A 25,549-nucleotide genomic window follows, 5' to 3' on the forward strand; every position below is an offset into this window, starting at 1 on the left:
GGGGGCGCCCACTCATACCGAGACCTCGATCCGGGTGTCCTGGTCCACCGGGCGGCCCGTGCCAGGGCGCAGCACCCGCACCAGCACCTCCGGCGTGAGCAGGGACGACGAGGGGTCGGCGAGGTTCGCGACCCGGATCAGGGCACGTGAGACCACCGGGTCATGGTGCGCGACACGCTGGACCCGGCCCACATACGCGTCGAGGATCCGGGCGGGCAGCGGCCGGGAGCCCTCGACCTCCGGCAGGGCGAGGTCGGCGCGCGTCGCGATGTCCCATGCCGCGCGGCAGAGCCTGCCGATGGTGCGGTTGAGCGATCGCGTCTGCGATCCGTCCCAGGACTGCAGGGCGGCGACCTGCGCAGCGGCGAGCGTCATGCCCTGCGCATAGAGCGGGTTGAGGCTGCAGACCGCATCCCCGACGACCACCAGCCCCTCCGGCAGGCAGGACTGCAGGTCGTAGCGGCGGTGCCGGGAGCCGCGGAAGCGGTGGGGGACCGGGTCGTCGAGGGGCTCGGCGCGCGCCACGAGGTCGCCGATCGGGCCGGCCGGGAGGGTCGCGGCGAAGGCGCGGAAGCCGGCGTCGTCCAGCGGAGGATGGTCACCGAGCAACCCGGCGAGGGTGACCAGCCAGCGGTCGCCCTCGACGGCCATCGCGCCGCCCCCGCGAGAGCGCGGGATCGTCGAGACCAGGGCGTTCAGGTCGCCACCCAGATCGTCGGGACGGCGACGATAGGTGCGGGTGGCGTAGCCCAGGTCCACGTCGACGCGGTCCTCCCGCGGCGACCGCAGACCCGACTCGGCCAGCCACACGGGCAGCCGGGAGGCCATCCCGGACGCGTCCACGACCAGGTCGGCAGCCAGCTCGCTGCCGTCGGCCGTCCGCACCGCGCGCACTCGACCTGCATCGAGCTTGAGACCGGCGGCCGAGCCTGCCACCGTCTCGACGAGCGTGCGGGAGCGCAGCACGTCCTCGATCAGCGGGCGGGTGGCCAGGACCGAGCGCATTCCGGTCGCCGTGGGGTGCAGCCTGCGTCCGTGGAGGAACCAGCGGGTCCGCACCAGCGGCTCCGCGGTCGAGGCCCCAGCCGCCACGAGGTCGTCGGTGAAGCCGGGGTGCAGCTGCTCGACGATTTGCCGACCCCGGTCCAGCAGTCCGTGCAGGTGACGGCCCTGCGGGACCCCGCGGCGGACTCCGGTGCCGGGGTCGCGCTCGACGATCACCACCGGCCCCCGCTCTGCGAGCACGCGCGCGGCGAGCAGCCCGGCGAACCCGCCCCCGATCACCACGGAGCGCATCTACAGCCCCAGGGCGGACGGGTCGGTGGCGAGGGTGCGCAGACGCTCGATTGGGTCGGCGACGAGCTTGCGGGCGGCGAGGTCGAGCAGCCCGGAGACGCTGCGGACCTCGGCGGCGGCATCCCCGTCGTCGAGCCGGGTGAGAGGCTGGGTGATCCGGGCGGTCTTGCCGGTGCCCCACTCGAACTCGCAGCCGACGGTGAACCGGTCGTCGTAGCGCAGCTCGCGGCGGTAGGAGATCGTGGTCTCGAGCATGATCGGCATGACGCCGTGGGTGAGCAGCGTCTGCGCCGACAGCCCGGCCGCCCGCAGGCACTCCCACCGGGCGTGCTCGGCGTAGTCGAGGTAGACGGTGTGTCGGACGTGGCCGAGGGCGTCGATCTCGTAGCCCCGCACGGTCAGCTCGGTGCGGTGGGTGGTGGCGGCGCTCATGGCTCCCAGACCACCAATTCGCACCGGTCCGGTCAATCCGTGGAAAGCGTCCGGAATCGCGCCATCAGAAACGGCGATCGGCGCCCATCGGCCACGGCCGGTTCATTTCCAGGTCATCTCGGGCGAGTGTTCTCGGGTGATGACCACCGAACTGTCCCCACCCGTGTTCGACGCTTTCGCGCTGCAGCACCGCCCCGATCCCTACTCCCGCTACGCCCTCGTCCGCGAGGCCACGCCCTTCCTCGACAGCGGATTCGGCGTGGAGTTCGTGACCCGCCACGCCGAGTGCACCCAGATCCTGTCCGAGACGCTGTGGAGCCACCGGGACGAGGCCGAGCTGTTCCACCCGGACGCGGCCAAGGTCGACCTGCCGACGTCGTTCCTGTGGATGGACCCGCCGGACCACACCCGCCTGCGCCGCCTGGTGAGCAAGGCCTTCACCCCGAAGAGCGTGACGGACCTGCGGCCGCGGATCACCGCACTGGTGGGGGAGCTGCTCGACGCGGCACTCGAGAAGGGGACGGTCGAGGCCATCGAGGCGATCGCCTACCCGCTGCCGTTGATCGTGATCTGCGAGCTCCTGGGCGTCGAGGACACCGAGCTCGTCCACCGCGTCGGGCCGCACCTGGCCCGCGGATTCGACCCGGACTTCGTGCTCTCGCCCGAGGAGTGCACGAACCGGGACCAGGCCTCGCGCGACATCCTGCAGCACTTCCGCGAGCTGATTGCACTCCGTCGCAGGGAGCCGAAGAACGACCTGGTCAGCGGCCTGACACAGGTGTACGACTCGGGCGACGTCCTCACCGAGGACGAGATGCTGGCGACCTGCGTGACGATGTTGATCGCGGGCCACGAGACCACGGTGAACATGGTCGGCAACGGGCTGCTGGCGTTTCTCCGCAACCCCGAGCAGCTGGCGCTGGTCCGCGCCAACCCCGAGTTGTCCGGACCGGCGGTCGACGAGGTGCTCCGCTACGACTCGCCCGTCCACATGACCACCCGCACGGCCAAGCAGGATCTCGTCGTGGGGGACAGGACCTTCGCCGAAGGGCACAACGTGTGCGTGCTCGTCGGCTCGGCGAACCGTGACCCGCGGGCCTTCGAGGACCCCGACGCGTTCGACGTGACCCGCTACGCGAGCTCCGCCGCCACCCCCCGACACCTCGGATTCGCGCTGGGCATCCACTACTGCATGGGCGCAGCCCTGGCGAGGCTGGAGGGCGACATCCTCTTCGAGCAGCTGGCGCAGCGAGTGCGGACGATCGACCAGGCGGGCGACCTCGTCTATCGCCCGAACCTGCTCATCCGGGGCCTGCGCGAACTCCCCCTCACCCTCACCTGAGGCATCGTGGAGCCACCACCGAGTCCTTTCCACTCGGCTTGGGAGTGTCAGATGAACGGTGTAACCGGTTGTGATGGCTAGCTTCCGTTGCTGGGAACGATACGGCCGGCGAAGGTGATCGCGAAGGCGTTCAGGGCTGGTTTCCAGCGCATCGCCCACCGGGCCCGGCCCTTCCCGGTGGGGTCAAGTGATCGGGTGACCAGGTAGAGGCACTTGAGCGCGGCCTGCTCGGTCGGGAAGTGGCCGCGAGCCTTGACTGCACGGCGGTAGCGGGCATTGATCGACTCGATGGCGTTGGTCGAGCAGATGACCTTGCGGATCTCGACGTCGTAGTCGAGGAACGGCACGAACTCCGACCACGCCGAGCGCCAGAGCACGAGGACCGCCGGGTACTGCCCGCCCCAGGTCGCGGCGAACTCGTCGAACCGGGCTTGGGCGGCCGCCTCGGTGGCCGCGGTGTAGACCGGACGCAGGTCCTTCGCCATCTGCTCCCAGTACTTGCGGGAGGCATAGCGGAAGGTGTTGCGGATCAGGTGCAGCACACAGGCCTGAACCAGCGCTTGCGGCCAGACGGTGGTGATCGACTCCGGGAGGCCCTTCAGGCCGTCGCAGACCACGATGCAGGCGTCGGTGACGCCGCGGTTCTTGATCTCGGTCAGGACGTGGAGCCAGTACTTCGCGCCCTCTCCGCCCTCGCCGGCCCAGATCCCGAGGATGTCGCGGTGTCCGTCGACGGTCACGCCGATGACGACGTAGAAGGGCCGGTTGGTGACCTGGCCGTCGCGGACCTTGATGTGGATGGCATCGATGAACAGCACCGGGTAGACCGCGTCGAGCGGGCGCTGGGCCCACTCGGTCATCTCGTCGAGGACCTTGTCGGTGATCCTTGAGATGGTGTCCTTGGAGACCTTCGCCCCGTAGACCTCGTCGAAATGCGCCGCGACCTCACCGGTGGTCAGGCCGCGGGCGGTCAGCGACAGCACGATCTCATCGATGCCGTCCAGGCGGCGTTGGCGCTTGCGGACGATCACCGGGTCGAAGCTCGCGTCCCGGTCGCGGGGCACCTCGATCTGCACCGGGCCGATCTCGGTGAGCACCGTCTTGACCCGCGTCCCGTTGCGGGAGTTGGGGTTCTCCCGCCCGGCGGGGTCGTGGCGGTCATAGCCCAGGTGCTCGGTCATCTCCGCCTCCAGGGCGGTCTCGAGCACCGTCTTCGTCAGGCCGGTGAGTAGCCCGCCCGGGCCGACGAGCTCCACGCCCTCGGCACGGGCCGCCTCCACCAGCTGCTGAGCGAGCTGTTGCTGATCAATCCGATCCGGCACAGGCTCGATCGTCTCGGTCATCGTTGATCCTTCCCCCGAGCACAGCTCGGCGTGTCGGACCAGTTACACCGTTTGTCGGACAGTCCCCTCGGCTTCAGCCGGGGAGGCTGAGGACCAGCACGGTCTTGACCAGATCGGTCGTTCGTCGTGGGCAGCAGCGGATCTTGCGTAGGACGCGCCGGGCCTTCAGTACGGCGTTGGCGCGCTCGCCCGGCCCGCGCCGACGGGCGTGCGCGGAGTTCACGTCGCGCTGGTTGCGGGAGAGCGTGCGCCGCCTGCCGGTCTCGGGGTCCTCGGCGCGTCAGCAGAACTGCGAGGGACTGCTGACGTCACCGGTCCAGAGATAGACGGCTAGCAGCGGGGCGTCGCCTGTGTGCATGCCGTGGGGCTGCCACGGACGGTGGTGCAGGAGTGTCCCGGCAGGCCGGGTGGTGTAACCGCCGTCGTCGTCGAGCCAGGTCGCGTCAGTGAGGGGGAGGTAGACCTCATCGGCCGGGTGGTGGTGGGGCGGGTAGTGGACGTGGGGGCCGAGCAGGACGAGCCCGAGTGCGACGGCGCCGTCCGGCCCGGGGCCGGTGTCGTCGGGCCGGCCGGCGAGGGTGGCGTGGGCGTACCCGTCGAGGAACGTCGGGTTCGGCGGGTCATTGACGTAGGAGGCTGTCTGCGTCCACGCCGCGCTGGACCCGAGCAGGCGAGCGGCGCCGGCGAGGTCGTGGGCCGCGCCCCTGGCGGCCAGGGTGGCGGCCCTGTCCAGGTGGGACAGCACGGGGAGGGCGAGCCCAGGCCGGCCGGGATCGGGCGGGGCGAGCGTGTCGAGCAGCTCGGCGTGGTGGTCGAGACCGTCGGCCAGGAGGCGTCGTCGCAGGCCGACCACCACGGTCTGCAGCGCATTGTGGTGCACGTCCACCGTCCCTCTCGTCGCTTCGGAGAAGTCACGATGGTAAGAGGTGATCGGCCGATATCAGATGAGATGCCCCGCTCTCGCCCTGCCCGACCACCTGACAGCCGCCCTCAGGCAGGTTGGAAAGCGTTCACTGTCGTTCGGGAATTCCGAATCGACAGTTGTGGATCCATGATGCGCTATTTGAGGCCGGATCTCACGAATCCGTCCACGATTCTCCGCTGCAACACCAGATAGAGCACCAGCACCGGCAGACACGCCAGACCTGCGGTCGCCATCAACGGGCCCCAGTCGTTGCCCTCGGTGCCCATGAAACTGCGCAGGCCCAGCTGCAGGACGGCGTTCGTGCGCTGCATCACCAGGGCGGGCCAGAAGTACTCGTTCCAGGCGTTGACGAACAGCAGCACGCCGAGGGCGGCGAGGGCGGGGCCGAGGTTGGGCACGACGACCGTCCAGAGCGTCGACCAGGCGTTGCGGCCGTCCATCCGGGCGGCTTCCAGGAGCTCGAACGGGACCGAGCGGACGTGCGAGCGGAGCATGATCACCGCGAGTGCCGAGCACAGGTTCGGGATGATCACTCCGGCCACGGTGTTGAGCGTGCCGAGCTGGTTGAGCAGCACGTAGTTCGGCAGCATCGTGACCTGGAAGGGCACGAGCCAGGTCGCGACGAATACCAGGTAGAGCGCGTTCTGGAACCGGAACCGCCAGGCCGCGAAGGCGTATCCGGCCAGCAGACCGGTGAGCAGCTGCCCGAGCGCGATCATCGCCGCCATGACGAAGGTGTTGAGCAGGAGCCGCGGCATGTCCACCGCGCCCCAGGCCTCGACGTAGGACGCGCCGGACAGCGGCCAGGGGAACGGGTTGAGTGAGTAGACGTCCTCGGGCGCGCGCAGCGAGGTCGCGTACAGCCAGTAGACCGGCACGACGCATGCGAGGCCGAGCAGGCCGAGGACGAGGTGACCGATCAGTCCTCGGGCGCGGGGGGCCGCCGCTCCGTCGGACGGCGTGTGTACCGGGCCTTCGACGGCTTCAAGAGTCATGGAAGGACAACCGTTCCGTGAGGCGGACCAGCCCGAGCGCGAGGAGTCCGAAGCCCAGGAAGAAGATCATTCCTGCGGCCGCGCCCAGTCCGGCGTCGAACGAGCCGAAGGCGTAGTCCCACAACAGGTAGTAGACGTTCGTGGTCGCGCCGGACGGTCCGCCGTTCGTGAGCGTGTTGACCAGCGGGAAGCTCCATTGCGCGGCCAGCAGCAGGGTCATGAGCAGCAGGAACGCCAGTGTCGGGGACAGCAGCGGCAGGGTGATCCAGCGGGTGGTCTGCCAGCGGGTGGCGCCGTCGAGCGAGGCCGCCGCGGAGTACTCCGAGTCGATGCCGGCGAGCCCGGCCGCCACGACGAGCGTCGCGAAGCCGAGCACGTGCCAGCCGGTGACGACGATGATCACCACTGGCGCCCAGCCCGGCTCCTGCAGCCAGTTGGTGGACGTGCCGAGCAGTCGGTTGACCAGCCCGCCCCGCGGGTCGAGCATCCACTGCCACACCGCCGCGCCCGCGACCGGCGCCACGAGCATCGGCGCGAAGACCAGCGCCTGGTAGACCGTGGCGGCCCGGCCGTGCACCCGCCGCGCCAGCAGGCCGACGACCGTCGGCACGACGAGTGTGAACGGCAGCAGCCCCAGGATCAGGACCGCGGTGCGTCCCAGCGCCGCCGGGAAGTCCGGCAGGGCGAAGAGGCGCTCGTAGTTGGCGAACCCGACGAACTCGGCCGGGCTCGTCGGCAGCAGGTTCCAGGAGAAGAACGACAGCTGCACGGTCGTGACCAGCGGTCGGTAGACCCAGACGACGAGCAGCGCCAGGCCGGGCAGCAGGAACAGGTAGGGCGGGGCCGCGCGGGCGATCCGGGTCGTCCACCGGACCCGCACCGGAACGGGCACGCCGGCCCGTTCCGGTGCGGCGACCTCGACGAACGACTCCGCGGGTCGATCGGTGAGCAGCGTCACCGCGGGATCCGCTCGCTCATCCACGCGATCCGCTCGGCCGCGTCGACGTCGTAGACCGGGCCGCCGTCGAGAGGTACCGCGGTGGCGACGGCGGCGTCGGTGAACAGGTCGATCCGGCTGATCGACGCGCCCGAGACACCGCGCAGCCGCCCGGTAGGTGGGAAGGCGTCGACCTGGTAGATCAGCGCGGGTGCCACCCACACCGGGACGCCGCCGAGCACCCCGGCTCCGGCGTGGTGGGCGTGCCCGCACACGATCATGCGGACGTCCGAGCCCGCCAGGACCTCGGCGAGCTTCTCGGGCTCGCGTAGCCGCAGCAGATCCACCGACGGGACCGGCGAGGGCAGCGGCGGATGGTGAAGGACCAGCACCGTGCCCTCCGGCGCCGGCTCCGCGAGCTCGGCCGCGAGCCAGTCCAGCTGCGCCGCCTCGACCCGCCCGTGGTGGTGGCCCGCGATGGTGCTGTCCAGCGCGATGATCCGCGTGCCCGCGGCCCGGACGACGCGGTCCGGGTTGCCGAAGGCGGCGGTGAAAGCGCCGAGCTCGTCGTGGTTCCCCATCACCGGAACGGTGGGCATCGAGACCTGGTCGAGCAGCTCGCCGAGCCGGGCGTAGGCCCCGGGCTCGCCGTCGGCGGCGAGGTCACCGGGCAGGATCAGCGCGTCCGGTCGCGTCCCGGCCTCGATCCGGGCGAGTGCCGTGCGCAGTGTCGACGTCGACGTCGGGTCGGCGGTCAGATGCGTGTCGGAGACGACGGCGAGCCACGTCATCGGGCCTCCAGCAGGGCTTGGCCGCGCTCCTGGGCGGCGGAGAGAGTGGCCTGCGGGTCCGCCCCCTGCAGCACGACCTGCTCGACGGCGTCGATCATTCCGTCCCGGATCTGCAGGTAGTCGCTGCCGGGGAACGAGACCCACGGCTCCATCCGGTTCAGCTGCTCGACGTTGATCCCGGTCGTCGGGTTGGCGGCGGCCCAGTCCTTGAGCGTGGAGTCCATCAGCCCGGTGCGCAGCGGCAGGTAGCCGATGTTCTTCGCGATCTGGGTGTAGGCCTCGTCGCTGGTGAGGAACGTGATCAGCTCCCACGACGCGCGCTGCTTCGCCGGGTCGTTCGACAGGATGTAGAGCGCGGCGCCGGAGTTGGTCGGGACGGCCGGCGACGTGCCGAACGACGGTGCGGCGGCCCCGCGCAGCTCCCAGCCCGCCCCCTTGGCGCCCTTGCCGAACGTGCCCTGCAGGGACGACGACTCCAGAATCATGCCCAGGTCACCGCGGGCGAAGGCCTCGACGGCCTGCTGCTGGCTGAACTTCGGGCTGGCGCCGGAGCGGACCATGTCGGCGAGCGTGGAGACCGCCTGCACCGACTGCGGACCTGCGTACTCGAGCGTGGTCCGGTCCTCGGAGAGCACCCGCCCGCCATTGGACCTGACGATGCTCTGCAGACACCAGTCCTTCGCGGTCGTGGTCACGCAGTCCGCGTAGGCGCCCTCCTTCCCGGTGGCGGCTTTGATCCGCGTGGCGGCGTCGGCGACCTCGGCCCAGGTGGTGGGGGCCTTCGCCGGGTCCAGGCCGGCCGCGGTGAACAGCGAGGCGTTGTAGTAGAGCACCGGGGTGGACAGTACGAACGGCACGCCGTAGGTCTTGCCGTCCAGCTGCCCGAGCGTCGTCGTCGCCGGGGCGAAGGGGTGCGTGCCGCCGAAGTTCTGCTGCACGGCGTCGGCGCCGACGAGGTCGTCGAGCGACTTGGCGCCGAGTTGGTCCACCAGGAATCCCATGTCGGAGAATCCGATCTGGACCACGTCCGGGGCGTTGCCGGTCGCGGCCTGGGTCTGCACGCTGGAGATGGTGTCGGCAGCCGGGTTCGGGCTCGTGCCCTGCGGCTTCTGCGCGGTCACCGTGATGTTCGGGTGCTCGGCGCGGAACCGCTCGAGCAGCCCGTTGAAGGTGTCGGTCCAGGGACCGGCCTGGCCGAAGTTGTAGGACTCGAAGGTGATCGAGACCTGCTGGTCGGGGGCCAGTTCGGGAGCACGCTCGGCGGTGCCCGCCGCGGGGTCGGCGGATCCGCCCACCCCACAGCCTGCGAGCAGAGCGGCCGCGGCGACCGCGGTGGCGAGACGGAGGGAACGCACGTCGACTCCTAGGAGTGTCAGGCCGCGACAGTGTCGCGGGAGGGGGTCCGCACGAGACGGCGGCCGCCGGTGGCGGAGAACAGGTGGACGCGGGCGGGGTCGCAGGTGAGCGCCACGGGATCGCCGACGGCCAGGTCGAGCGGGCGCGGCCCGCGCAGCGCGATCCGCCCGGCACCCACGTCCAAGTGGGCGACCTCCTCGCCGCCGAGGTTCTCGACGTGCCGGACCGTGCCGCGGAACTGCACGTCGCCTGCACCGAGTCGCAGGTGCTCGGGCCGGACGCCGACGAGGACGTCCCGGCCGTGGTCCTCGCCCGCACCCAGGGGCACCTCGACGCCGTCGCCGACCGCGCGCAGCGCACCGTCCACACTCGAGAGTCGGGCGGGCAGGAGACCGATGGCGGGGGAGCCGATGAACCCGGCGACGAAGGTGGACGCGGGGGCGTCGTAGACCTCCTCGGGTGTCCCGACCTGCTCGAGCCGTCCGCCGTTGAGCACGGCGATGCGGGTCGCCATCGTCATCGCCTCGACCTGGTCGTGGGTGACGTAGACGAACGTGGAGCGCAGCCTGCGGTGCAGGTCGGTCAGCTCGGCGCGGGTGGCGGTGCGCAGGGTGGCGTCCAGATTGGACAGCGGCTCGTCGAGCAGGAAGGCGCCGGGGTCGCGGACGAGGGCGCGGCCGAGAGCGACGCGCTGGCGCTGCCCGCCGGAGAGCGCCTTCGGACGGCGGTCGAGCAGGTCCTCCAGCCCGAGCACCGAGGCGACCTCGGCCACCTTGGCGTCCGCATCGATCCGAGGGTCGCGACGACGTCGGGTCCGCAGCGGGAAGCCGATGTTCTTCGCGACCGTCAGGTGGGGGTAGAGCGCATAGCTCTGGAAGACCATCGCGAGGTCCCGCTCGCGGGGCGCGGCCGAGGTGATGTCGCGGCCGTCGAGCAGGATCCGGCCGCCCGTCGGCGGGGTCAGCCCGGCGACCATGCGCAGCAGGGTCGACTTCCCGCAGCCGGACGGACCGAGCAGGACGAGGAACTCGCCGTCGGCCACGTCGAGCGAGATGCCGTCGACGGCCGTGACGTCCCCGAAGCGGCGGGTCAGACCCTCGATCTGGATGCGGCTCACCGCGGTACTCCTTCGGTAGTGGCTGGCGCGGATGTCAGCAGCGCGGGATGGCCCCGAGGTGAACGACCGCCCGTCGCGTCACCACCGGGCAGGCGCGCGCACGCCGTCTGATCTGGGACGATCGGACTCGCCTGTGGAGCGATCAGAGGTCGAGCACGAGCCGGTCGCCGCGAGCGCGCGACACGCAGATCATCATGACGCCACCCGCCTCGCGGTCGACCTCGTCGAGCACGGAGTCGCGGTGTTCGGGCTCGCCCTCGAGCACGGCCGCCTCGCAGGTGCCGCACGTGCCCTCCCGGCACGACTGCAGTACCTCTACGCCGGCGGCCTCGACGGCGGCGAGCAGGCTGCGGCCCGCCGGGACCTGCACGGTGATCCCGGTGCGCTGCAGGACGGCCTCGAAAGGGCGTTCGGGCAGGTCGACCTCGACGGGGGTGAAGCGCTCGACGTGCGCGCGGGGGAAGGCCGCGACCAGCGCATCGAGCATCGGGGCGGGGCCGCAGCCGTACACCTCCGCCTCCGGGTCCACGCCGGCGCGCAGTTCGAGCAGTCCGCCCGCCTGCACGGTCACCCGCGGATCGTCGAGCCGGTCGAGGTAGGCCATCGAGCTGCGGGACCGGCCGCCGTAGAGCAGCCGCCAGTCGGCGCCGGCGGCGTGGGCGGCGGCGATCATCGGCAGGATCGGTGTGATCCCGATGCCGCCGGCCACGAAGTGGTACCGCCGTGCGGGGACCAGAGGGAAGTGGTTGCGCGGGCCGCCGACCTCGACCCGGTCACCGACCCGGAGCCGGTCGTGGACGAAGGCGGAGCCGCCGCGGCCCGCGGGCTCGCGGAGTACGGCGATCTGTAGACGCCCTCCCTCTCCGTCGCCGGGGCCGACCAGCGAGTACTGGCGGACGAGCCCGGGGGCGAGGTGCAGGTCGATGTGGGAGCCGGGGGTCCAGCTCACGGGCGGGCCGGACAGCTCGAGCTCCACGACGTCCTCGGCGACCGTCCGGCGGGAGGAGATCTCACACAGCACGTCCGCAGACGCTAGGTCGGGGGTGGGCCTGCGTGGCCGGCGAATGCCGACGGCAATCATGTGATCGGTTCGGCTGGGTGCGCTGTAGGCCGTCTGAGCTGCACGGACACCCGATCGTGATGCGCGCCGTCACGCAACGTTCGTCTCCGCGTCGTCTGGTGACGGTTCGCGCGGCCTACCGTCGCCACGCACCCGTCGGGGAGGGGGTCACACATGGAGTTCCGGTATCTGCGTTCCTTCCTGGCGATCGCCGAGGAGCTGCACTTCGGCCGCGCGGCTCAGCGTCTGCACCTCGCCCAGCCGTCCCTGTCGCAGCAGCTCCAGCGCCTGGAACGCGACGTCGGCGTGGAGCTGGTCCGCCGCAGCTCGCACGAGGTGCGGCTGACCCCGGCCGGGGAGGCGTTCCGGGAGGAGGCCCGCAAACTGCTCGACCAGGTCGACCGGGCCATCGCGGCGGCGCACGCCGTCGCCTCCGGCCGCGCGGGCACGCTGAACATCGGCTTCAACTTCCCGGCAGGGCAGGACGTGCTCCCCGCGACCCTCGCCGCGCTGAATACCGAGCACCCCCGCGTGCAGACCCAGCTCTGGGAGCGCCGGACCGGGCCACAGATGGAGGGAGTGCTCTCCGGGGAGCTCGACGTCGCCTTCGTCTACGGCAGGCCGGTCAGCCCACACCTGTCGTCGACCGAGCTGATGACGGTCCCGATCGTCGCCATCGTGGGGGAGCGACACCCGTGGGCCGGACGCGAGGCGATGCCGATGCGGATGCTGGACCGCCAACCGTGCCTGCTCTTCCGCCGAGAGCAGAGTCCTGCGATGCACGACGCGATCATGGGGGCTGCCGACCGCGCGGGGATCAAGCTCACCATCACGGCCGAGGTGGACGACCCGGTGGCGACCGGCGTGCTCGTCTCGGCCCGACAGGTGATCGGGTTCGCGTCGGCGTCCCGAGCCGCGCGGGCGCCCGCGCAGGGGATCGTCGCGGTGCCGCTGACCGCTCCGGCGCCGACCCTCGCGTTGCACGTCGTCTGGCGGTCCGAGGACCGGACGCCGTTGGTCGACGCGCTGCTGAGCGCGCTGGAGGCGGCCGGGCCGTTCACGTTCACCTGGCCCGATAGGCCTCGCGCATCGCACGGTTGACGTTCGCTCCTTGCCCGGCCTCGCCGTCGTCGGCCACCGTGGCGACGAACGTCGAACGTGGGGAGGTGCCCGTGCAGCTGACGGTGCTCGGATGCCGGTCGGGGATGCCGGCCGAGGGACAGGCCAGCTCGGGTTACCTGGTCGAGACGCGGGAGCGGACGCGCCTGTTGCTCGACTGTGGACCGGGGATCGCAACCGTGCTCTCCGCCGCGGACTCGGCGCTCGACGCCGTGGTGATCAGCCACCTGCACTCCGATCACTGCTACGACCTGTTGCCCCTCGGCAAGGCGCTGCTCTACAAGCGGCTGCAGGCCGTGATCGGGGAGCGCGCCGGTGATCCCGTGACCGCCGCGCAGCACCTCGACCTGGGCGGACCCCGGCTCCCGCTGTACGTGCCCCAGGGCGGGCGCGCGGTGCTGGATCGGCTCGCCTCGCTCTTCCCGGTGACCACGATGCCGCTGCTGGACCGGGTGTTCGACCTGGCCTTCGAGGTCGTCGAGTACGCCGCCGGGGACGAGGTCGAGATCGGCGACGCCCGCCTCTCACTGCACCCGCTGCGGCACGTGGCCGCCAACTGCGGCGTCCGCGTCGACACCCCGTCGTCCTCGCTGGCCTACACCGGCGACACCGGGATGACTCCCGGCCTGCGCCCGCTCGCCGAGGGTGTCGACCTGCTGCTCGCCGAAGCGACCCTGGCCGTCACCGACACCGGTCCGCACGGCCACCTCTCCGGCGCCGACGCAGGCCGGGCCGCCGCCGACGGCGGCGTCGGTGAGCTCGTGCTCACCCATTTCGTCAGCTCCGACCCCGCCTGGCTGGCGGAGCGCCGCGACGACGCGGCCGCCGCCTTCGCCGGGCCGATCCGCATCGCCGAACCTGGCCTGCGCGTCGACACCCGCCCGGCAGCGGCGCCGGCCAGCAGGGGCTGACGCCCAGGCCTCCGCACCTGTGGGAGGCCCCTCGTGACCGCCGCTCTCGTCCCGTCCCTCGTCACCCTGCCCGAGCGCGGCGGGGTCGCCGCCGAGATCCTCGCCAGGCTCGACGCCTGCGGCTCCCGTCCCGTGCTCGCCGCCCCGTCGGGCGACGGGTGGGTCGACATCTCCGGCCGTGCCCTCGCCGACCGTGTCCGGGGCCTGGCGGGCGGGCTGGTCGCCGACGGTGTCCGGCCCGGCGACCGGATCGCCGTGTTCGGCGGCAACACCCCGGAGTGGGTCGTCCTCGACCTGGCGATCCTGCTCGTGGGGGCGATCACGGTCCCGATCTATCCGACGGCGTCCCGGACGCAGGTCGAGCACGTGCTGGCCGACTCCGGGGCTGTGCGGGTCTTCGCCGAAACTCCCGCGCAGGTTGCGCTGTCCGGCGGTGAGCCCTTCGCCGCCGTCCGGACCGCGGCCCCGGTGGAGCAGACCCCGATCGCCCCGGACGACATCGCCACGATCGTCTACACCAGCGGCACCACCGGCCTGCCCAAGGGCTGCGTGCTCACCCATCGCAACCTGTTCGCCGCGGCCGGGAACGTCGTGTCGTTCCTACCCGAGCTCTTCGCCGCCGCGGACGCCTCGACCCTGCTGTTCCTGCCGCTCTCCCACGTCTTCGGGCGGGTCAGCGCGCTCGGGTGTCTGTGGGCGGGCGTGCGGACCGGGCTGCTGGTCTCGGCGAGCGAGCTGACCGCCGAGCTGTCGCGGTTCCGCCCGTCGTTCCTGGTCCTGGTGCCGTACGCGCTGGAGAAGCTGCGGAAGGGGGCGCGCGCGGTCCTGACCCCGGAGCAGGAGGCCGCCGCCGTCGCCGCCGCATCGTCCTGGAACGGACCGGCGGCGGACGCGATGCGGGCAGCGCTCGGGGGCAGACTCGCCCACGTGATCTGCGGCGGTGCCTCGCTGGACCCGACGACGGCGGCCTTCACCGAGGCATTGGGCGTCGTGGTGCTCGGGGCGTACGGGCTGACCGAGTCGACGACCGTGGTCACGATGAGCGCTCCGGGCGCGGTCAGGGCGGGTCGGGTCGGGCGCGCGTTGCCGGGCTGCGCGGTCCGGATCGCCGACGACGGCGAGATCCTGGTCCGCGGCGAGAACGTGTCGCCGGGGTACTGGCCGGAGCCGGCCGGTGCGGACTGGCTCGCCACGGGCGACCTCGGCGAGCTCGACGAGGACGGCTACCTGGCGATCACCGGCCGCCGCAAGGAGATCATCGTGACCAGCGGCGGCAAGAACGTCGCGCCGGAGCCCCTCGAGGACCGCATCCGGCTGCACCCCGGCATCGCCCACGCGGTCGTGGTGGGGGAGGGCCGCTCCCACGTCACAGCGCTGGTCTTCACCGATGGCGAGGCGGACGTCCAGGCGGCGATCGACGACGCGAACTCCCTGGTCAGCCGGGCGGAGTCGATCCGACGGTGGACGGTCGTCGAGGGAGCGCTGAGCATCGCCGACGGAACACTGACCCCGAGCCTGAAGCTCCGCCGCGCCGTGATCGCCGAGCGCTACGCCGAGGACATAGCCCGGATCTACAGCTGACCGGTCGGCACGCCGGCCCGGTCGACGCACCGGTACGCCTTGTGCGCGACGAACGCCGCTGCGCCGGTGAGCAGTAGCCGGACCACGTTCAGCACGTTCCACCGCAGTGCGAGGTCGGCGAGTCGATCCGGTGCGACGGCGGTCGGATCGCCGAACAGCTCGGGAACGACGGTCGCCACGATCACCACGTTCACCGCCGTAGCCAGAAGGGCGAGAAGGCCTGCCAGAAGGTATGCGCCGCGTGCCTGTGGCACTCGGTTGAGGACCACGAGCACCCAGAGCAGCGCGACGGCGAGCTGGGTGATCGGAACGAAGTAGAGGGTGGGACCGGTCCGGACTGTGAAATCGTAGAAGTCCTGCATGCGGTCCGCGGTGTCGATAGCCCAGTTCGGTGAGAGCACAACGGCCTCGTAGAGATTGCCGAAGAACCACCAGGCAAGGCCGACGACCGCGGCGCCCGTGAGTCGACGTTGCAGGACAGGCGACACGATCGGCTCCTCGCGCGGACACCATCAGGGACCTGATAGTAGCATCAGGGTCCTGATGGTGTCACCATGGCAGTGATGCCGGATTCGTTCGTACCCCTCGATCCCGACGGGCAGCTGGGATACCTGATGGTCCGGGCCGCCGACCATGTCGCCCGGCCCTGGCAGGCGGCTCTGCGCGAGCACGGGATCAACCCGCGCCAGTTCAGCACCCTTGCGCTGCTCGCTCGAGAACCGGACATGAGTCAGGGCGAGCTCGCCAGGCGGGTGCTGGTCACCCCGCAGAGCATGAGCGAGTCGCTGCGCGGGCTCGTTGCCTCCGGGCTGATTTCGCGGGACGACGGTGGCCCGGGGAAGGCGGCCGTCCTACGGCTGACGGACAAGGGGCGGGGGCTGCTCTCGCGGGCCTACCCGGTGGTCACCGCGGCGGGTGACGTTCCGTTCGAGCATCTGACTGCCGCGGAGCGGGCGACCCTCGCCGCTCTCTTGAAGAAGGTCCTGGGATGAGGGGTCAGGCTGAGCCCAGCCAGGCGACGTAGTCGAGCTCGACGCGGCCGAGGAGGACGTCGGCGTCGTCGTGCAGGAGGGCCAGGCCCGCCAGCTCGAACCGGCCGCCCCCGCCGGCCAGGACGGCGTCGACCGCCTGTCGATCGAGAGTGGCGCGGGCGCGGACGTGCCCCGTGGCGGGCTTGAGGAACGCGATCTTCGAGGAGCGCAGCACGAAGCCCTGCAGGCGGGTGATCCGCGGCGCCATCGCGCCCGCGAAGGCCGCGGCGCCCGCCACCTCGGCGGCCAGGAACAGCGCACCCGCGTGGACCGTGCCGAAGTGGTTCTCCAGCTCGGGGCGCGCGGGCAGCTCGGCCTGCCCGTGGTCGGGCGCGAGTTCGGTCACCCGGACGCCGACGTGGTTGCAGAAGGGGACCATCGTGTCGACCGTCGCGCGGAGCCGCTCGAGGTCGATCGGTCCGCCCGCCGCGGCGAGCTCGGCTACGACGGCGGTCAGCGGATTGGTGGTGGCAGTCATGCCGTCCATTACCGCCGGAACGTGTGGACGGCAGGTGAACAATACTGTCCTGAATGGCGACGAACGTGCGGGGGCGACACGGCGAAATCGCAGCGTGATCGGGGTGGTGCATGACTCGATAGTGCGGCGCCATCGTGCGAGAGGGCTCGTTGACTTCCATTCTGCGCGCCCGTAGACACATTTCCCGTACAGAGTCTGTTCGTGCCTGTGCCGTTCCTGCCCCGTCGACGGCGACGGACCCAACCCGGACCGTTCCAGGATCGGCCGTCACCTCGGGGAGTGAGATGAACGAGCCCTACGACGCGATCGTGGTCGGCGCCCGCTGCGCCGGGTCGCCCGTCGCGATGCTGCTGGCCCGCCGCGGGTACCGCGTGCTGGTCGTCGACCGCACCGCCCTGCCCGCCGACACCGTGTCGACCCACTACCTGCAGCAGTACGGCCTGGCCCGGCTGCAGTCCTGGGGCCTGCTCGACGAGGTCCTCGCCACCGGCGTCACCCCGATCACCCGCATGACGATCTCCTACGACGACGCCGTCATCTCCGGGTTCGCCGACCCCATCGACGGCATCACCGCGACCCTGGCGCCACGGCGCACTGCACTCGACCCGGTGCTGCTGCGCGCCGCCGAGGCGGCCGGCGCGGAGGTTCGGCTGGGCGTCACGGTGCGGGACCTGATCGTCGAGGACGGCGTGGTGCGCGGCGTCCGTCTGCAGACCGCCGACGGCGACCTGGTCGAGGAGCGCGCCCGGATCGTGGTCGGGGCGGACGGGGCACGGTCCCGGGTCGCCGAGGCCGTCGGCGCCGGCAGCTACGACGTCGTCGAGCCTGCGTGCTTCATCTACTACAGCTACTGGACGGGCATCCCGGACACCGGCTTCCACAGCCGAATCGGGCTGGGCCGCCAGCAGGTCGGACTCTGGCCGACCAACGACGGCCGGACGCTGGTCGCCGTGATGCGCACCCGCGACCGGTACGCCGAGTTCCGCCGCGACGTCGACAAGAACTTCACCGAGGTCCTCGAGCAGGTGGTGCCGGACCTCGCCGAGCAGGTCGCCGGTGGCGAGCAGGTCGAGCGGATGATCGGCATCCGCTACCCCGACAACTTCTACCGCGAGTCCGCAGGTCCCGGCTGGGCCCTGGTCGGTGACGCCGGATACCACAAGGACCCGTTCACCGGGAAGGGCATCTCCGACGCCTTCACCCATGCCGAGCTGCTCGCCGGAAAGATCGCCGAGGGGTTCGACGGCCGTCCGATGGGCGACGTGCTCGCCGAGTACGTCGCGGAGCGCGACGCGACGACGAAGGGCGCCTACGCCTTCACCACCCAGATCTCCGACCTCGACCTCTCGCCGGAACTGCAGGCCCTGTTCCGCGCGGTCTCGGGCAACGAGCCCGCGACCCGCCAGTTCCTCTCGATGGTCGGCGGCGGGATCAGCGGCGAGGAGTTCTTCGCCCCCGCCAACGTCGGCCGGATCATGGGCGCCGTCGCATGAGGTACGACCTGGTCGTGATCGGTGACAGCTTCGCCGAGGGCCGCGGCGACCCCGACGGCAACGGCGGCTTCACCGGCTGGGTGCCCCGGGTGGCGCACCGACTGGGCCTCTCCGACGTGCTCAACCTGGGCGAGTACGGCGCCACCACCACGGACGTCGTCGAGCGGCAGCTCGCCAAGATCGCGGACGTCGACACCGACGAACTCGGGGTCGCGGTCGGCGGCAACGACCTGGTCCGCGCCTACGACCACGACGGGTTCCGGCGCAACCTGACGACGATCTTCGACGCCGTCGCCGCGCCCGGGCGCCGCGTCTTCACCCACGACTACCCGGACATCCCCGGCAAGCTCCCCGGCCTCCCGCCCGAGCACCGGGACGCGCTGCGCGCCCGCTTCGCCGAGGCCAACGACTTCCTGGCCGCGCTCTGCGCCGAGCGCGGCGTCGTCCGCTACGCCCTGTCCACCGCGCCGCTCTGCGCGGACCCGGACATGTGGTACCCGGACGGCATCCATCCCTCCGCCCTCGGCCACCGCACCATCGCGGACGAGATCGCCACGCTGCTTTCCTGACGATTTCTCAGGCTTTCCCGATCCGGTGTGCCGAATCGGGTGCGAACTGACGCTGAAAAGAGGACTCGTGTCCGACTCCCCAGCTCGAATCGGCCGCCGCACGGCGGACGAACCCATTGCGATCATCGGCATGGCCGGGCTGTTCCCGATGGCCCGGAACTACCGCGACTACTGGCAGAACATCCTCGACGCCGTCGACTGCACCTCCGAGGTCCCCGAGACCCACTGGCGCCCGGAGGACTACTTCGACCCGACGCCGTCGACCGATCCGTCGCACCCGGACACGACCTACTGCACCCGCGGCGGGTTCGTGCCCGAGACGCGGTTCTCGCCGGGGGAGTTCGGGCTCCCGCCCAACCAGCTCGAGGTGACCACCACCGTCCAGTTGCTCTCGCTCGTGGTGGCCCGTGACCTCCTGCGGGACGCAGGCGCGATCACCGACGAGGGGAACTCGTCGTGGTACGACCCCGCCCGTACCGGCGTGACGCTCGGCGTCACCGGCCCGATGCCCCTGACCCACCCGATGGCCGCTCGGCTGGAGACGCCGGTACTCAAGGAGGTCGTGCGCAGCTGCGGGCTGTCCGACGCGGACGCCGAGGCGATCGCGCAGAAGTACCTGCTGGCCTTCCCGCCGTGGGAGGAGAACACCTTCCCCGGCCTCCTGGGCAACGTCACCGCAGGCCGCATCGCGAACCGCTTCGACCTGGGCGGCATGAACTGCGCGGTCGACGCCGCGTGCGCGTCCTCGCTGTCCGCGCTCCGCATGGCGTGCGCCGAGCTGGCCGAGGGCCGTGCCGACCTCATGATCACCGGCGGCTGCGACACCGAGAACACGGTCTTCGGCTACATGTGCTTCTCGCGCACCCAGGCGCTGTCGAAGAGCGGGACGATCAAACCGTTCGACGACACCGCCGACGGCACATTGGTCGGAGAGGGCATCGGACTGATCGCGCTCAAGCGACTCGCGGACGCCGAGCGCGACGGCGACCGGGTCTACGCGGTCGTCGAGGGCGTCGGGTCCTCCTCCGACGGTCGGTTCGGCAGCATCTACGCGCCGCGCGCGTCGGGCCAGGAGCTGGCCCTGCGCCGCGCCTACACCGACGCGGGTGTCTCCCCGGCGTCGGTCGAGCTGTTCGAGGGACACGCCACCGGCACCGCGGTGGGTGACCGGACCGAGCTCACCGCGTTGGGCGCCGTCCTCAGCGAGGCCTCCGGCGAGAAGGGCTACGCCGCGATCGGCAGCGTGAAGTCGCAGATCGGGCACACCAAGGGCGCCGCGGGCACCGCGTCGCTGATGAAGCTGGCCCTGTCGTTGCGGCACAAGGTGCTGCCTCCGACCATCAACATCTCGACGCCGAACAGCGCCCTGGCCGACAGCGCGCTCTACCCGAGCACCGAGACCCGGCCCTGGATCCGGGACCCGCGTCGCCCGGTCCGCCGGGCCGCGGCGTCGGCGATGGGCTTCGGCGGCACCAACTTCCACGTGGTGCTCCGCGAGGCATCGGCGGAGCGCCCGCCCACCGCGCACCGCGGGCCGCGGGCCCACGTGTGGCACGCCGCGACTCCCGCCGACCTGCTCGCGGCACTCGACGGGCCGGCGTCCGAGAGCGGGGAGATCCCCGCCGGGCACGCCCGGGTCGGGTTCGTGTCCCGGTCCGAGGAGGACTTCGACGTCCTGCTCGGCGAGGCCCGATCGCTCGTGGAGTCCGGAACCGGCGACGTCCGGTCGCACCCGCGCGGGGTGTGGTTCCGGTCGGCCGCGCTGCCGGCCGTCCGGATCGCCGCGCTGTTCGCCGGACAGGGCAGCCAGTACGTCGACATGGGCCGTCGGGCCGCGATCGACCTCCCGCCGGTCGGGGCCGCGTTCGACGCCGCCAACGCCGGGTTCGCCGACGCGGGGGCGGACACCCTCGCCGCCGCCGTGTTCCCGCCGCCGTCCTTCGTGGACGTGGCCGCGGAGCGCGAGGAGGCGCTGCGCCGCACCGAGTACGCGCAGCCCGCGATCGGTGCGCTGGCCGCCGGGCAGTACGACGTCCTGCGCTCCTTCGGGCTCGCGCCCCTCGGCTTCCTCGGACACAGCTACGGCGAGCTGACCGCCTTGTGGGCCGCCGGGTCGTTGTCCGACACCGACTTCCACGCCCTGTCCCGGGCCCGCGGTCGGGCGATGGCACCGCCCACCGACCCGGACTACGACCCGGGCACGATGGCCGCGGTCTCGGCCTCCCGCGAGGCCGTGGAGGAGGTGCTCGCCGGGCTCGACGGCGCAGTGGTGTGCAACCACAACGCTCCCGCGCAGGTGGTGATCGGCGGGTCGGGCGCCGCCGTGTCGGCCGCCGTGGAGGCGTTCTCCGCCCGCGGGATCTCGGCGACGCGGCTGCCGGTCGCGGCCGCCTTCCACACCTCGCACGTCGACCACGCGGTCGAGGCCTTCCGCACCGCCGTCTCCACCGTCGAGATCTCCGCTCCGTCGGGCCTGCTCGTCGCGAACTCGACCGGCGCCTCCTACGGCTCCGACGTGGACGACAACCGGACGGTGCTCGCCGAGCAACTGCGCAAGCCCGTCGAGTTCGTAGCCGGGTTGGAGCAGCTCGCCGAGGCGGGAGCCACGGTGTTCGTCGAGTTCGGACCCAAGAAGGTCCTGACCGGGCTGGTCGAGCGGACGCTGGGGGAGCGCGCGGTCGCGATCGCCACGGACGCCGGACCGTCCGGGGACTCCGCGGTCTCGCTGCTGGGCGCCGCGGTCCAGCTCGTGGTCCTGGGCGCCTCGCTCACCGGCCTCGACCGCTACCTCGCCGAGCCTTTCGCGGAGGTCGAGCCGAAGGGCATGACCATCCCGCTCACCGGCATGACCCACCGCCCCGAGTCCCGCACCGAGGCCTATCGTGAAGCCCTGACCAGCGGGTACAGGATCGCCCCTGCCCCTGCGCCCGTCCCCTCCGCCGAGCCGCCCGCCGGCGTGCCAGGTGTGGAGCCCGCCGGCGGCGCCGCCGCGCCGACCGACGCCGCCGCGGCGGTCGCCCTCTCCGGTGCGTCCGCACCCCTCCCGCCCGCGGAAGGACCCGCCGTGACCGTACCGACGAGCGACGCGCTCGCCGAGCACGTCGACCTGCATTCCCGCTACCTCGACAGCCAGCTTCGGATCACCGAGGGCCTGGTGGACGTCCTGCGAGCGCAGGGCGGACAGCTCGACCCGCAGGTCCACGCCGGCGTCCGGGCCGTCGCCGACTCCGCACTCGCGATCAGCCGCGGCCACACCCACGCCAACGAGGTGCTCTCCCGGATGTCCGGCCTCGTGGGCGGCCTTTCGACCGGCGGGGACGGCGCAAGCCGGGGCGCTGCGATGCTCGCCGATGCGCCTGCCTTCCTCCCACGCCCGTCCGCCCTCGCCCACGGCGGCACCCTGACCGGCATCCCCGCCCGGAACGGCGGCCCGACCCTCGCGCCGACCGGCACCCCGCCCGGCGGGTCCACGACGGGCCCGGTGGGTGGCGGATCCGTCACCAGCCCAGCGGACCGTGGCGCCTCCATCCGGGGAGCCACCGAGTCCGACGGATCGTCACCCTCGGCCGTCGCGGCACCGACGGCGACCGGCCCGGCCCCCGATGCCGTGCGCTCGGCGTTGCTGGCGGTCGTGTCGGAGAAGACCGGCTATCCGGTGGACATGGTGGAGCCGGGCATGGACCTGGAGGCCGATCTGGGGATCGACTCGATCAAGCGGGTGCAGATCCTCGGCGCCGTCGCCGAGCGCATCCCCGGACTCCCTCCGGTCGGGCCGGAGCAGCTCGCGGAGCTGCGCAGCGTGAACGACATCGTCGCCGTCCTCGCGGCGGCGCCGACCTCTGCGGGTTCTGCGTCGGGGAACGTGTCCGCACCCGCCGGCGTCGATACGGGGTCCGTGCGGGCCGCGTTGCTGGCGGTCGTGTCGGAGAAGACCGGCTACCCGGTGGAGATGGTCGAGCCGGGCATGGACCTGGAGGCCGATCTGGGGATCGACTCGATCAAGCGGGTGCAGATCCTGGGCGCCGTCGCCGAGCGCATCCCGGGGCTCCCGCCCGTCGGGCCCGAGCAGCTCGCCGAGCTGCGGTCGGTCGACGACATCGTCGGCGTCCTCGCCGCCGCACCGGCCACTCCGGTCGCGCCGGCCCTGTCCGGTGTGGACCCGGATGCGGTCCGGGCGGCGCTGCTCGCCGTCGTCTCCGAGAAGACCGGCTACCCGGTGGAGATGGTCGAGCCGGGCATGGACCTGGAGACCGACCTGGGGATCGACTCGATCAAGCGGGTTCAGATCCTCGGCGCGCTCGCCGAACGCGTGCCCGGTGTCACCGCTGTCGGCCCGGAGCAGCTCGCCGAGTTGCGCTCGGTGGACGACATCGTCGGAGTGCTCGCCGGAGGGGGTGGCGCGGCCGAGCCGGTCGCCGCCGTCGAGCCCGAGCGGGCCGAGGAGACGGTCGACATCGCACGCCCCGGCTCCGCCGACGTCCGCCCCCGCCGATTCACCATCGAGCTCGCCCCGCTGCCGCCGGTCGACCGTTCGATCAGCCCGTACGCGGAGCAGCCGGTGGCGTGGCTCGTCGAGCACGGCACGACCGCGCCCGCGGCCCTGGTCGACGCCCTGCGTGGACGCGGCTGGACCCTGACCACCGAGCAGCCCGAGCAGCTCGACGCGGTCCTTCTCCTGGCAGGTCCGCACGTCCCGGCAGAGCAGCTGCTCACCGGCGGGGCGCTGACCGCGGGCGCGACCGTCGAGGCGCTGCGCCGCACCGCGGAGACCTCGCGCGCCGCGTTCGTGACCATCACCCGGATCGACGGCGGGCTCGGTCACCGCGGCACCGCCGAGCTGAACCTCGCGCTGCAGGGCGGGCTCACCGGGCTCGCCAAGACCCTCGCCCGAGAAGCGCCCAGCGTGTTCGCCCGCGCCGTCGACGTCGCGCCCGGGCTGGACGACACCGCGCTCGCGGACGTCGTGCTGGCCGAGCTGCACGATCCCGACCTCGTGGCGGAGGTCGGCGTCGACATCGACCGCGCCCGCTGGACCACCGTCCGGACCGACCGGGGCCTCGCCGGTGAGACGCCCGGCGCGCCGGGACTGACCTTTGACGACGTCGTGCTGGTCACCGGCGGCGGTCGCGGGGTGACCGCCGCCTGCGTGATCGCCCTCGCCGAGCGTGTGCCGGCGGAGTTCCTGCTGCTGGGCCGGACCACCGGTGTCGACGAGACCGAGCCCGAGTGGGCGGTCGGAGTCCCCGACGACGGGCTCAAGGCCGCCCTGATCACCGACCTGCGCAACGGCACGGGCGGCTTCGGCCCGAAGGAGGTCGAGCGCGAGGTCGCCACCCTGAAGGCCCGCCGGGAGATCCGCGCGACCCTGGACGCCGTCCGCGCGGCAGGCGCCCGGGTGCGGTACCTGAGCGCCGACGTCACGGACGTCGACGGGGTCCGGTCCGCGCTCGGCGACGACGCGGGACGGGTCACCACGCTGGTCCACGGCGCGGGCGCCCTGGCCGACGCGGCCCTGCCGGACAAGACGGCCGAGGCCGTCGACCGGGTGGTCGGGCCGAAGATCGCCGGGCTGCGTACGGTGCTCGACGCCGTGCAGACCTCGCCCCGGGTCGTGGTCTTCGGATCGGTCGCCGGGGTCCTCGGCAACCCCGGCCAGGCGGACTACGCCGCGGCCAACGAGGCGCTCGACCGCGCCGCAGCCACGCTCGACGGCACCGCTATCCACTGGGGAGCGTGGGACGGCGGAATGGTCACACCGGAGCTCAAGGAGCTGTTCGCGGCCCGCGGGGTGGCGCTGATCGACCCGGCCGTCGGCGCCGCCGCGTTCGTCGAGGAGATCGGCAACGGGGAGCGGTCCGTGCTGGTCGCACCCGGTGGCGCGCTCGCGCCCGTCGCGCCGGAGACGGTCCGGGAGGTCAGGGTCCGCCGCGACACCCACCCGCTGACGCAGGACCCCGTCGTCGCCGACCACCGGATCGGTGCCGCCCCCGTGCTGCCGCTCTCCGCCGCCATCGGCTGGATGATGCGCACGGCCGAGCGGACGCATCGCGACCTGCGGGTCGTCGGGCTGCGGGACGTCGGGGTGCACCGCGGGATCGTGCTCGACGGCACCGAGCCGGGCGAGCTCGAGCTGGCACTGGACCGCGGCACCGTCCAGGGCGGTCTGCTGACCGTCCACGCACGGATCGCCTCCGACCAGCCGCACTTCGGCGCCACGCTGCTCCTCGCCGCCGGACCCGGCGTCGCGCCCGCCGCCGAGACCTGGGAGCCGGCCACCGGCGACGACGGCCTGCAGGTCTACCGCGACGCCGACCTCTTCCACGGCCCGCTCCTGCAGGGTCTGCGCAGGGTCATCGAACGTTCCGAGACCCGCCTGGTCGCCGAGTGCCGGCTGACCGACACCCCGCTCGCCGGTGGCGGGTGGGCCGCCGAGCTGCACAGCCCGGTCCTCGGGGACGTGGTGCTGCAGGTCGCGTCGGTCCTCGGGGTCTGGTCGTTGCGGGCCGGGTGCCTGCCGCTGTCCGTCGGAGTAGTCGATCTCTACTCCCCGATCCCGGCGGACACCCCCTTCCGGGTCACTGCCCACGACCTCCGCCCCACGAGCGGCGGCGCGACCGTGAACGCCACGGTCACCGACCCCGACGGGCGGGTTCTGCAGCGGTGGGCGGACATCGGTGTGGTGAGCACGCCGGACATGGCCGCCAAGTTCGCCGAGGCCGTCCGGTCGTGGAACGAGGAGGCCTGAGATGTCGCTCGACGAGATCACCTTCGAG

20 protein-coding genes and 1 pseudogene are annotated in these 25,549 nt (G+C 72.2%); 8 read left to right on the forward strand and 13 right to left on the reverse strand.

Features of this window, described 5'->3' with window-relative positions:
- Positions 1–12 precede the first annotated feature (12 nt).
- Positions 13–1,296 (reverse strand): NAD(P)/FAD-dependent oxidoreductase, encoded by a 1,284-nt coding sequence (locus L3X23_RS07180; RefSeq protein ID WP_237191312.1) that lies wholly within the window; start codon positions 1,294–1,296, stop codon positions 13–15.
- Positions 1,297–1,728, reverse strand: coding sequence for a thioesterase family protein (locus L3X23_RS07185; RefSeq protein WP_237191313.1), 432 nt, complete (start codon positions 1,726–1,728; stop codon positions 1,297–1,299).
- A 139-nt stretch (positions 1,729–1,867) separates the two neighbouring features.
- Here L3X23_RS07185 and L3X23_RS07190 point away from each other — a divergent pair, with 139 nt between their 5' ends.
- Positions 1,868–3,070, forward strand: a complete 1,203-nt coding sequence (locus tag L3X23_RS07190; protein ID WP_237191314.1) for a cytochrome P450 — start codon at positions 1,868–1,870, stop codon at positions 3,068–3,070.
- Between the two features lie 77 nt (positions 3,071–3,147).
- On the opposite strand, the gene L3X23_RS07195 is transcribed toward L3X23_RS07190, so the two are convergent.
- The 9 genes and pseudogenes from L3X23_RS07195 to L3X23_RS07235 form a co-directional block, all read right to left on the reverse strand.
- Positions 3,148–4,413, reverse strand: coding sequence for an IS256 family transposase (locus L3X23_RS07195; protein ID WP_237191315.1), 1,266 nt, complete (start codon positions 4,411–4,413; stop codon positions 3,148–3,150).
- Between the two features lie 73 nt (positions 4,414–4,486).
- Positions 4,487–4,681, reverse strand: a pseudogene (locus tag L3X23_RS07200) (IS5/IS1182 family transposase); the annotation flags it as partial.
- 12 nt (positions 4,682–4,693) lie between these two features.
- Positions 4,694–5,299 (reverse strand): dimethylsulfonioproprionate lyase family protein, encoded by a 606-nt coding sequence (locus L3X23_RS07205; RefSeq protein WP_237191316.1) that lies wholly within the window; start codon positions 5,297–5,299, stop codon positions 4,694–4,696.
- A gap of 173 nt (positions 5,300–5,472) precedes the next feature.
- The gene (locus L3X23_RS07210; protein ID WP_237191317.1) at positions 5,473–6,333 is read right to left on the reverse strand and encodes a carbohydrate ABC transporter permease; all 861 of its coding nucleotides are present in this window, start codon (positions 6,331–6,333) and stop codon (positions 5,473–5,475) included.
- Entirely contained in the window at positions 6,323–7,291 is a 969-nt protein-coding gene (locus tag L3X23_RS07215; protein WP_237191318.1) for a carbohydrate ABC transporter permease, read from the reverse strand. The genes L3X23_RS07210 and L3X23_RS07215 overlap by 11 nt, the downstream gene beginning before the upstream one ends.
- Entirely contained in the window at positions 7,288–8,061 is a 774-nt protein-coding gene (locus L3X23_RS07220) for a metallophosphoesterase (protein ID WP_237191319.1), read from the reverse strand. Before L3X23_RS07220 ends, L3X23_RS07215 begins: the two co-directional genes overlap by 4 nt.
- Complete coding sequence (locus tag L3X23_RS07225; protein ID WP_237191320.1) at positions 8,058–9,416, reverse strand: ABC transporter substrate-binding protein; 1,359 nt, start codon at positions 9,414–9,416, stop codon at positions 8,058–8,060. Before L3X23_RS07225 ends, L3X23_RS07220 begins: the two co-directional genes overlap by 4 nt.
- A gap of 17 nt (positions 9,417–9,433) precedes the next feature.
- A complete protein-coding gene (locus L3X23_RS07230) occupies positions 9,434–10,534 on the reverse strand; it encodes an ABC transporter ATP-binding protein (protein ID WP_237191321.1) in 1,101 nt (366 codons plus the stop codon).
- Between the two features lie 142 nt (positions 10,535–10,676).
- Positions 10,677–11,555 (reverse strand): PDR/VanB family oxidoreductase, encoded by an 879-nt coding sequence (locus L3X23_RS07235; RefSeq protein ID WP_237191322.1) that lies wholly within the window; start codon positions 11,553–11,555, stop codon positions 10,677–10,679.
- Between the two features lie 213 nt (positions 11,556–11,768).
- On the opposite strand from L3X23_RS07235, the gene L3X23_RS07240 reads away from it, so the two are divergent.
- The 3 genes from L3X23_RS07240 (at position 11,769) to L3X23_RS07250 (ending at position 15,205) form a co-directional block, all read left to right on the forward strand.
- Positions 11,769–12,695 carry a LysR family transcriptional regulator gene (locus L3X23_RS07240; RefSeq protein WP_237191323.1) on the forward strand — a complete coding sequence of 309 codons (927 nt, stop codon included), beginning with the start codon at positions 11,769–11,771 and terminating at the stop codon, positions 12,693–12,695.
- A 65-nt stretch (positions 12,696–12,760) separates the two neighbouring features.
- Positions 12,761–13,624, forward strand: coding sequence for an MBL fold metallo-hydrolase (locus L3X23_RS07245; protein WP_237191324.1), 864 nt, complete (start codon positions 12,761–12,763; stop codon positions 13,622–13,624).
- A 33-nt stretch (positions 13,625–13,657) separates the two neighbouring features.
- The gene (locus L3X23_RS07250; protein WP_237191325.1) at positions 13,658–15,205 is read left to right on the forward strand and encodes a long-chain fatty acid--CoA ligase; all 1,548 of its coding nucleotides are present in this window, start codon (positions 13,658–13,660) and stop codon (positions 15,203–15,205) included.
- Here the strand turns inward: L3X23_RS07250 and L3X23_RS07255 are convergent.
- The gene (locus L3X23_RS07255) at positions 15,196–15,693 is read right to left on the reverse strand and encodes a hypothetical protein (protein ID WP_237191326.1); all 498 of its coding nucleotides are present in this window, start codon (positions 15,691–15,693) and stop codon (positions 15,196–15,198) included. The two genes, L3X23_RS07250 and L3X23_RS07255, sit on opposite strands and share 10 nt — an antisense overlap.
- 75 nt (positions 15,694–15,768) lie before the next feature.
- Here L3X23_RS07255 and L3X23_RS07260 point away from each other — a divergent pair, with 75 nt between their 5' ends.
- Positions 15,769–16,197 carry a MarR family winged helix-turn-helix transcriptional regulator gene (locus L3X23_RS07260; protein WP_237191327.1) on the forward strand — a complete coding sequence of 143 codons (429 nt, stop codon included), beginning with the start codon at positions 15,769–15,771 and terminating at the stop codon, positions 16,195–16,197.
- 4 nt (positions 16,198–16,201) lie between these two features.
- On the opposite strand, the gene L3X23_RS07265 is transcribed toward L3X23_RS07260, so the two are convergent.
- A complete protein-coding gene (locus L3X23_RS07265) occupies positions 16,202–16,714 on the reverse strand; it encodes a DUF4442 domain-containing protein (RefSeq protein WP_237191328.1) in 513 nt (170 codons plus the stop codon).
- Positions 16,715–16,998: 284 nt separating this feature from the next.
- Between L3X23_RS07265 and L3X23_RS07270 the strand changes: the two genes are divergently transcribed.
- The 3 genes from L3X23_RS07270 (at position 16,999) to L3X23_RS07280 (ending at position 25,521) form a co-directional block, all read left to right on the forward strand.
- The gene (locus L3X23_RS07270; protein ID WP_237191329.1) at positions 16,999–18,207 is read left to right on the forward strand and encodes an NAD(P)/FAD-dependent oxidoreductase; all 1,209 of its coding nucleotides are present in this window, start codon (positions 16,999–17,001) and stop codon (positions 18,205–18,207) included.
- Positions 18,204–18,776 (forward strand): SGNH/GDSL hydrolase family protein, encoded by a 573-nt coding sequence (locus L3X23_RS07275; RefSeq protein ID WP_237191330.1) that lies wholly within the window; start codon positions 18,204–18,206, stop codon positions 18,774–18,776. Before L3X23_RS07270 ends, L3X23_RS07275 begins: the two co-directional genes overlap by 4 nt.
- 67 nt (positions 18,777–18,843) lie before the next feature.
- The gene (locus tag L3X23_RS07280) at positions 18,844–25,521 is read left to right on the forward strand and encodes a type I polyketide synthase (RefSeq protein WP_237191331.1); all 6,678 of its coding nucleotides are present in this window, start codon (positions 18,844–18,846) and stop codon (positions 25,519–25,521) included.
- The last annotated feature ends 28 nt before the right edge of the window (positions 25,522–25,549 follow it).

The organism is Pseudonocardia sp. WMMC193 (genome assembly GCF_021728735.1).
Taxonomy (GTDB): domain Bacteria; phylum Actinomycetota; class Actinomycetes; order Mycobacteriales; family Pseudonocardiaceae; genus Pseudonocardia; species Pseudonocardia oroxyli.

Bases quoted from the DNA above. Each gene is read 5' to 3' on its own strand.
- L3X23_RS07180 (WP_237191312.1), bottom strand. From the start codon at position 1,296: ATGCGCTCCGTGGTGATCGGGGGCGGGTTCGCCGGGCTGCTCGCCGCG.
- L3X23_RS07185 (WP_237191313.1), bottom strand. From the start codon at position 1,728: ATGAGCGCCGCCACCACCCACCGCACCGAGCTGACCGTGCGGGGCTAC.
- L3X23_RS07190 (WP_237191314.1), top strand. From the start codon at position 1,868: ATGACCACCGAACTGTCCCCACCCGTGTTCGACGCTTTCGCGCTGCAG.
- L3X23_RS07195 (WP_237191315.1), bottom strand. From the start codon at position 4,413: ATGACCGAGACGATCGAGCCTGTGCCGGATCGGATTGATCAGCAACAG.
- L3X23_RS07210 (WP_237191317.1), bottom strand. From the start codon at position 6,333: ATGACTCTTGAAGCCGTCGAAGGCCCGGTACACACGCCGTCCGACGGA.
- L3X23_RS07220 (WP_237191319.1), bottom strand. From the start codon at position 8,061: ATGACGTGGCTCGCCGTCGTCTCCGACACGCATCTGACCGCCGACCCG.
- L3X23_RS07240 (WP_237191323.1), top strand. From the start codon at position 11,769: ATGGAGTTCCGGTATCTGCGTTCCTTCCTGGCGATCGCCGAGGAGCTG.
- L3X23_RS07260 (WP_237191327.1), top strand. From the start codon at position 15,769: ATGCCGGATTCGTTCGTACCCCTCGATCCCGACGGGCAGCTGGGATAC.
- L3X23_RS07265 (WP_237191328.1), bottom strand. From the start codon at position 16,714: ATGACTGCCACCACCAATCCGCTGACCGCCGTCGTAGCCGAGCTCGCC.
- L3X23_RS07270 (WP_237191329.1), top strand. From the start codon at position 16,999: ATGAACGAGCCCTACGACGCGATCGTGGTCGGCGCCCGCTGCGCCGGG.
- L3X23_RS07275 (WP_237191330.1), top strand. From the start codon at position 18,204: ATGAGGTACGACCTGGTCGTGATCGGTGACAGCTTCGCCGAGGGCCGC.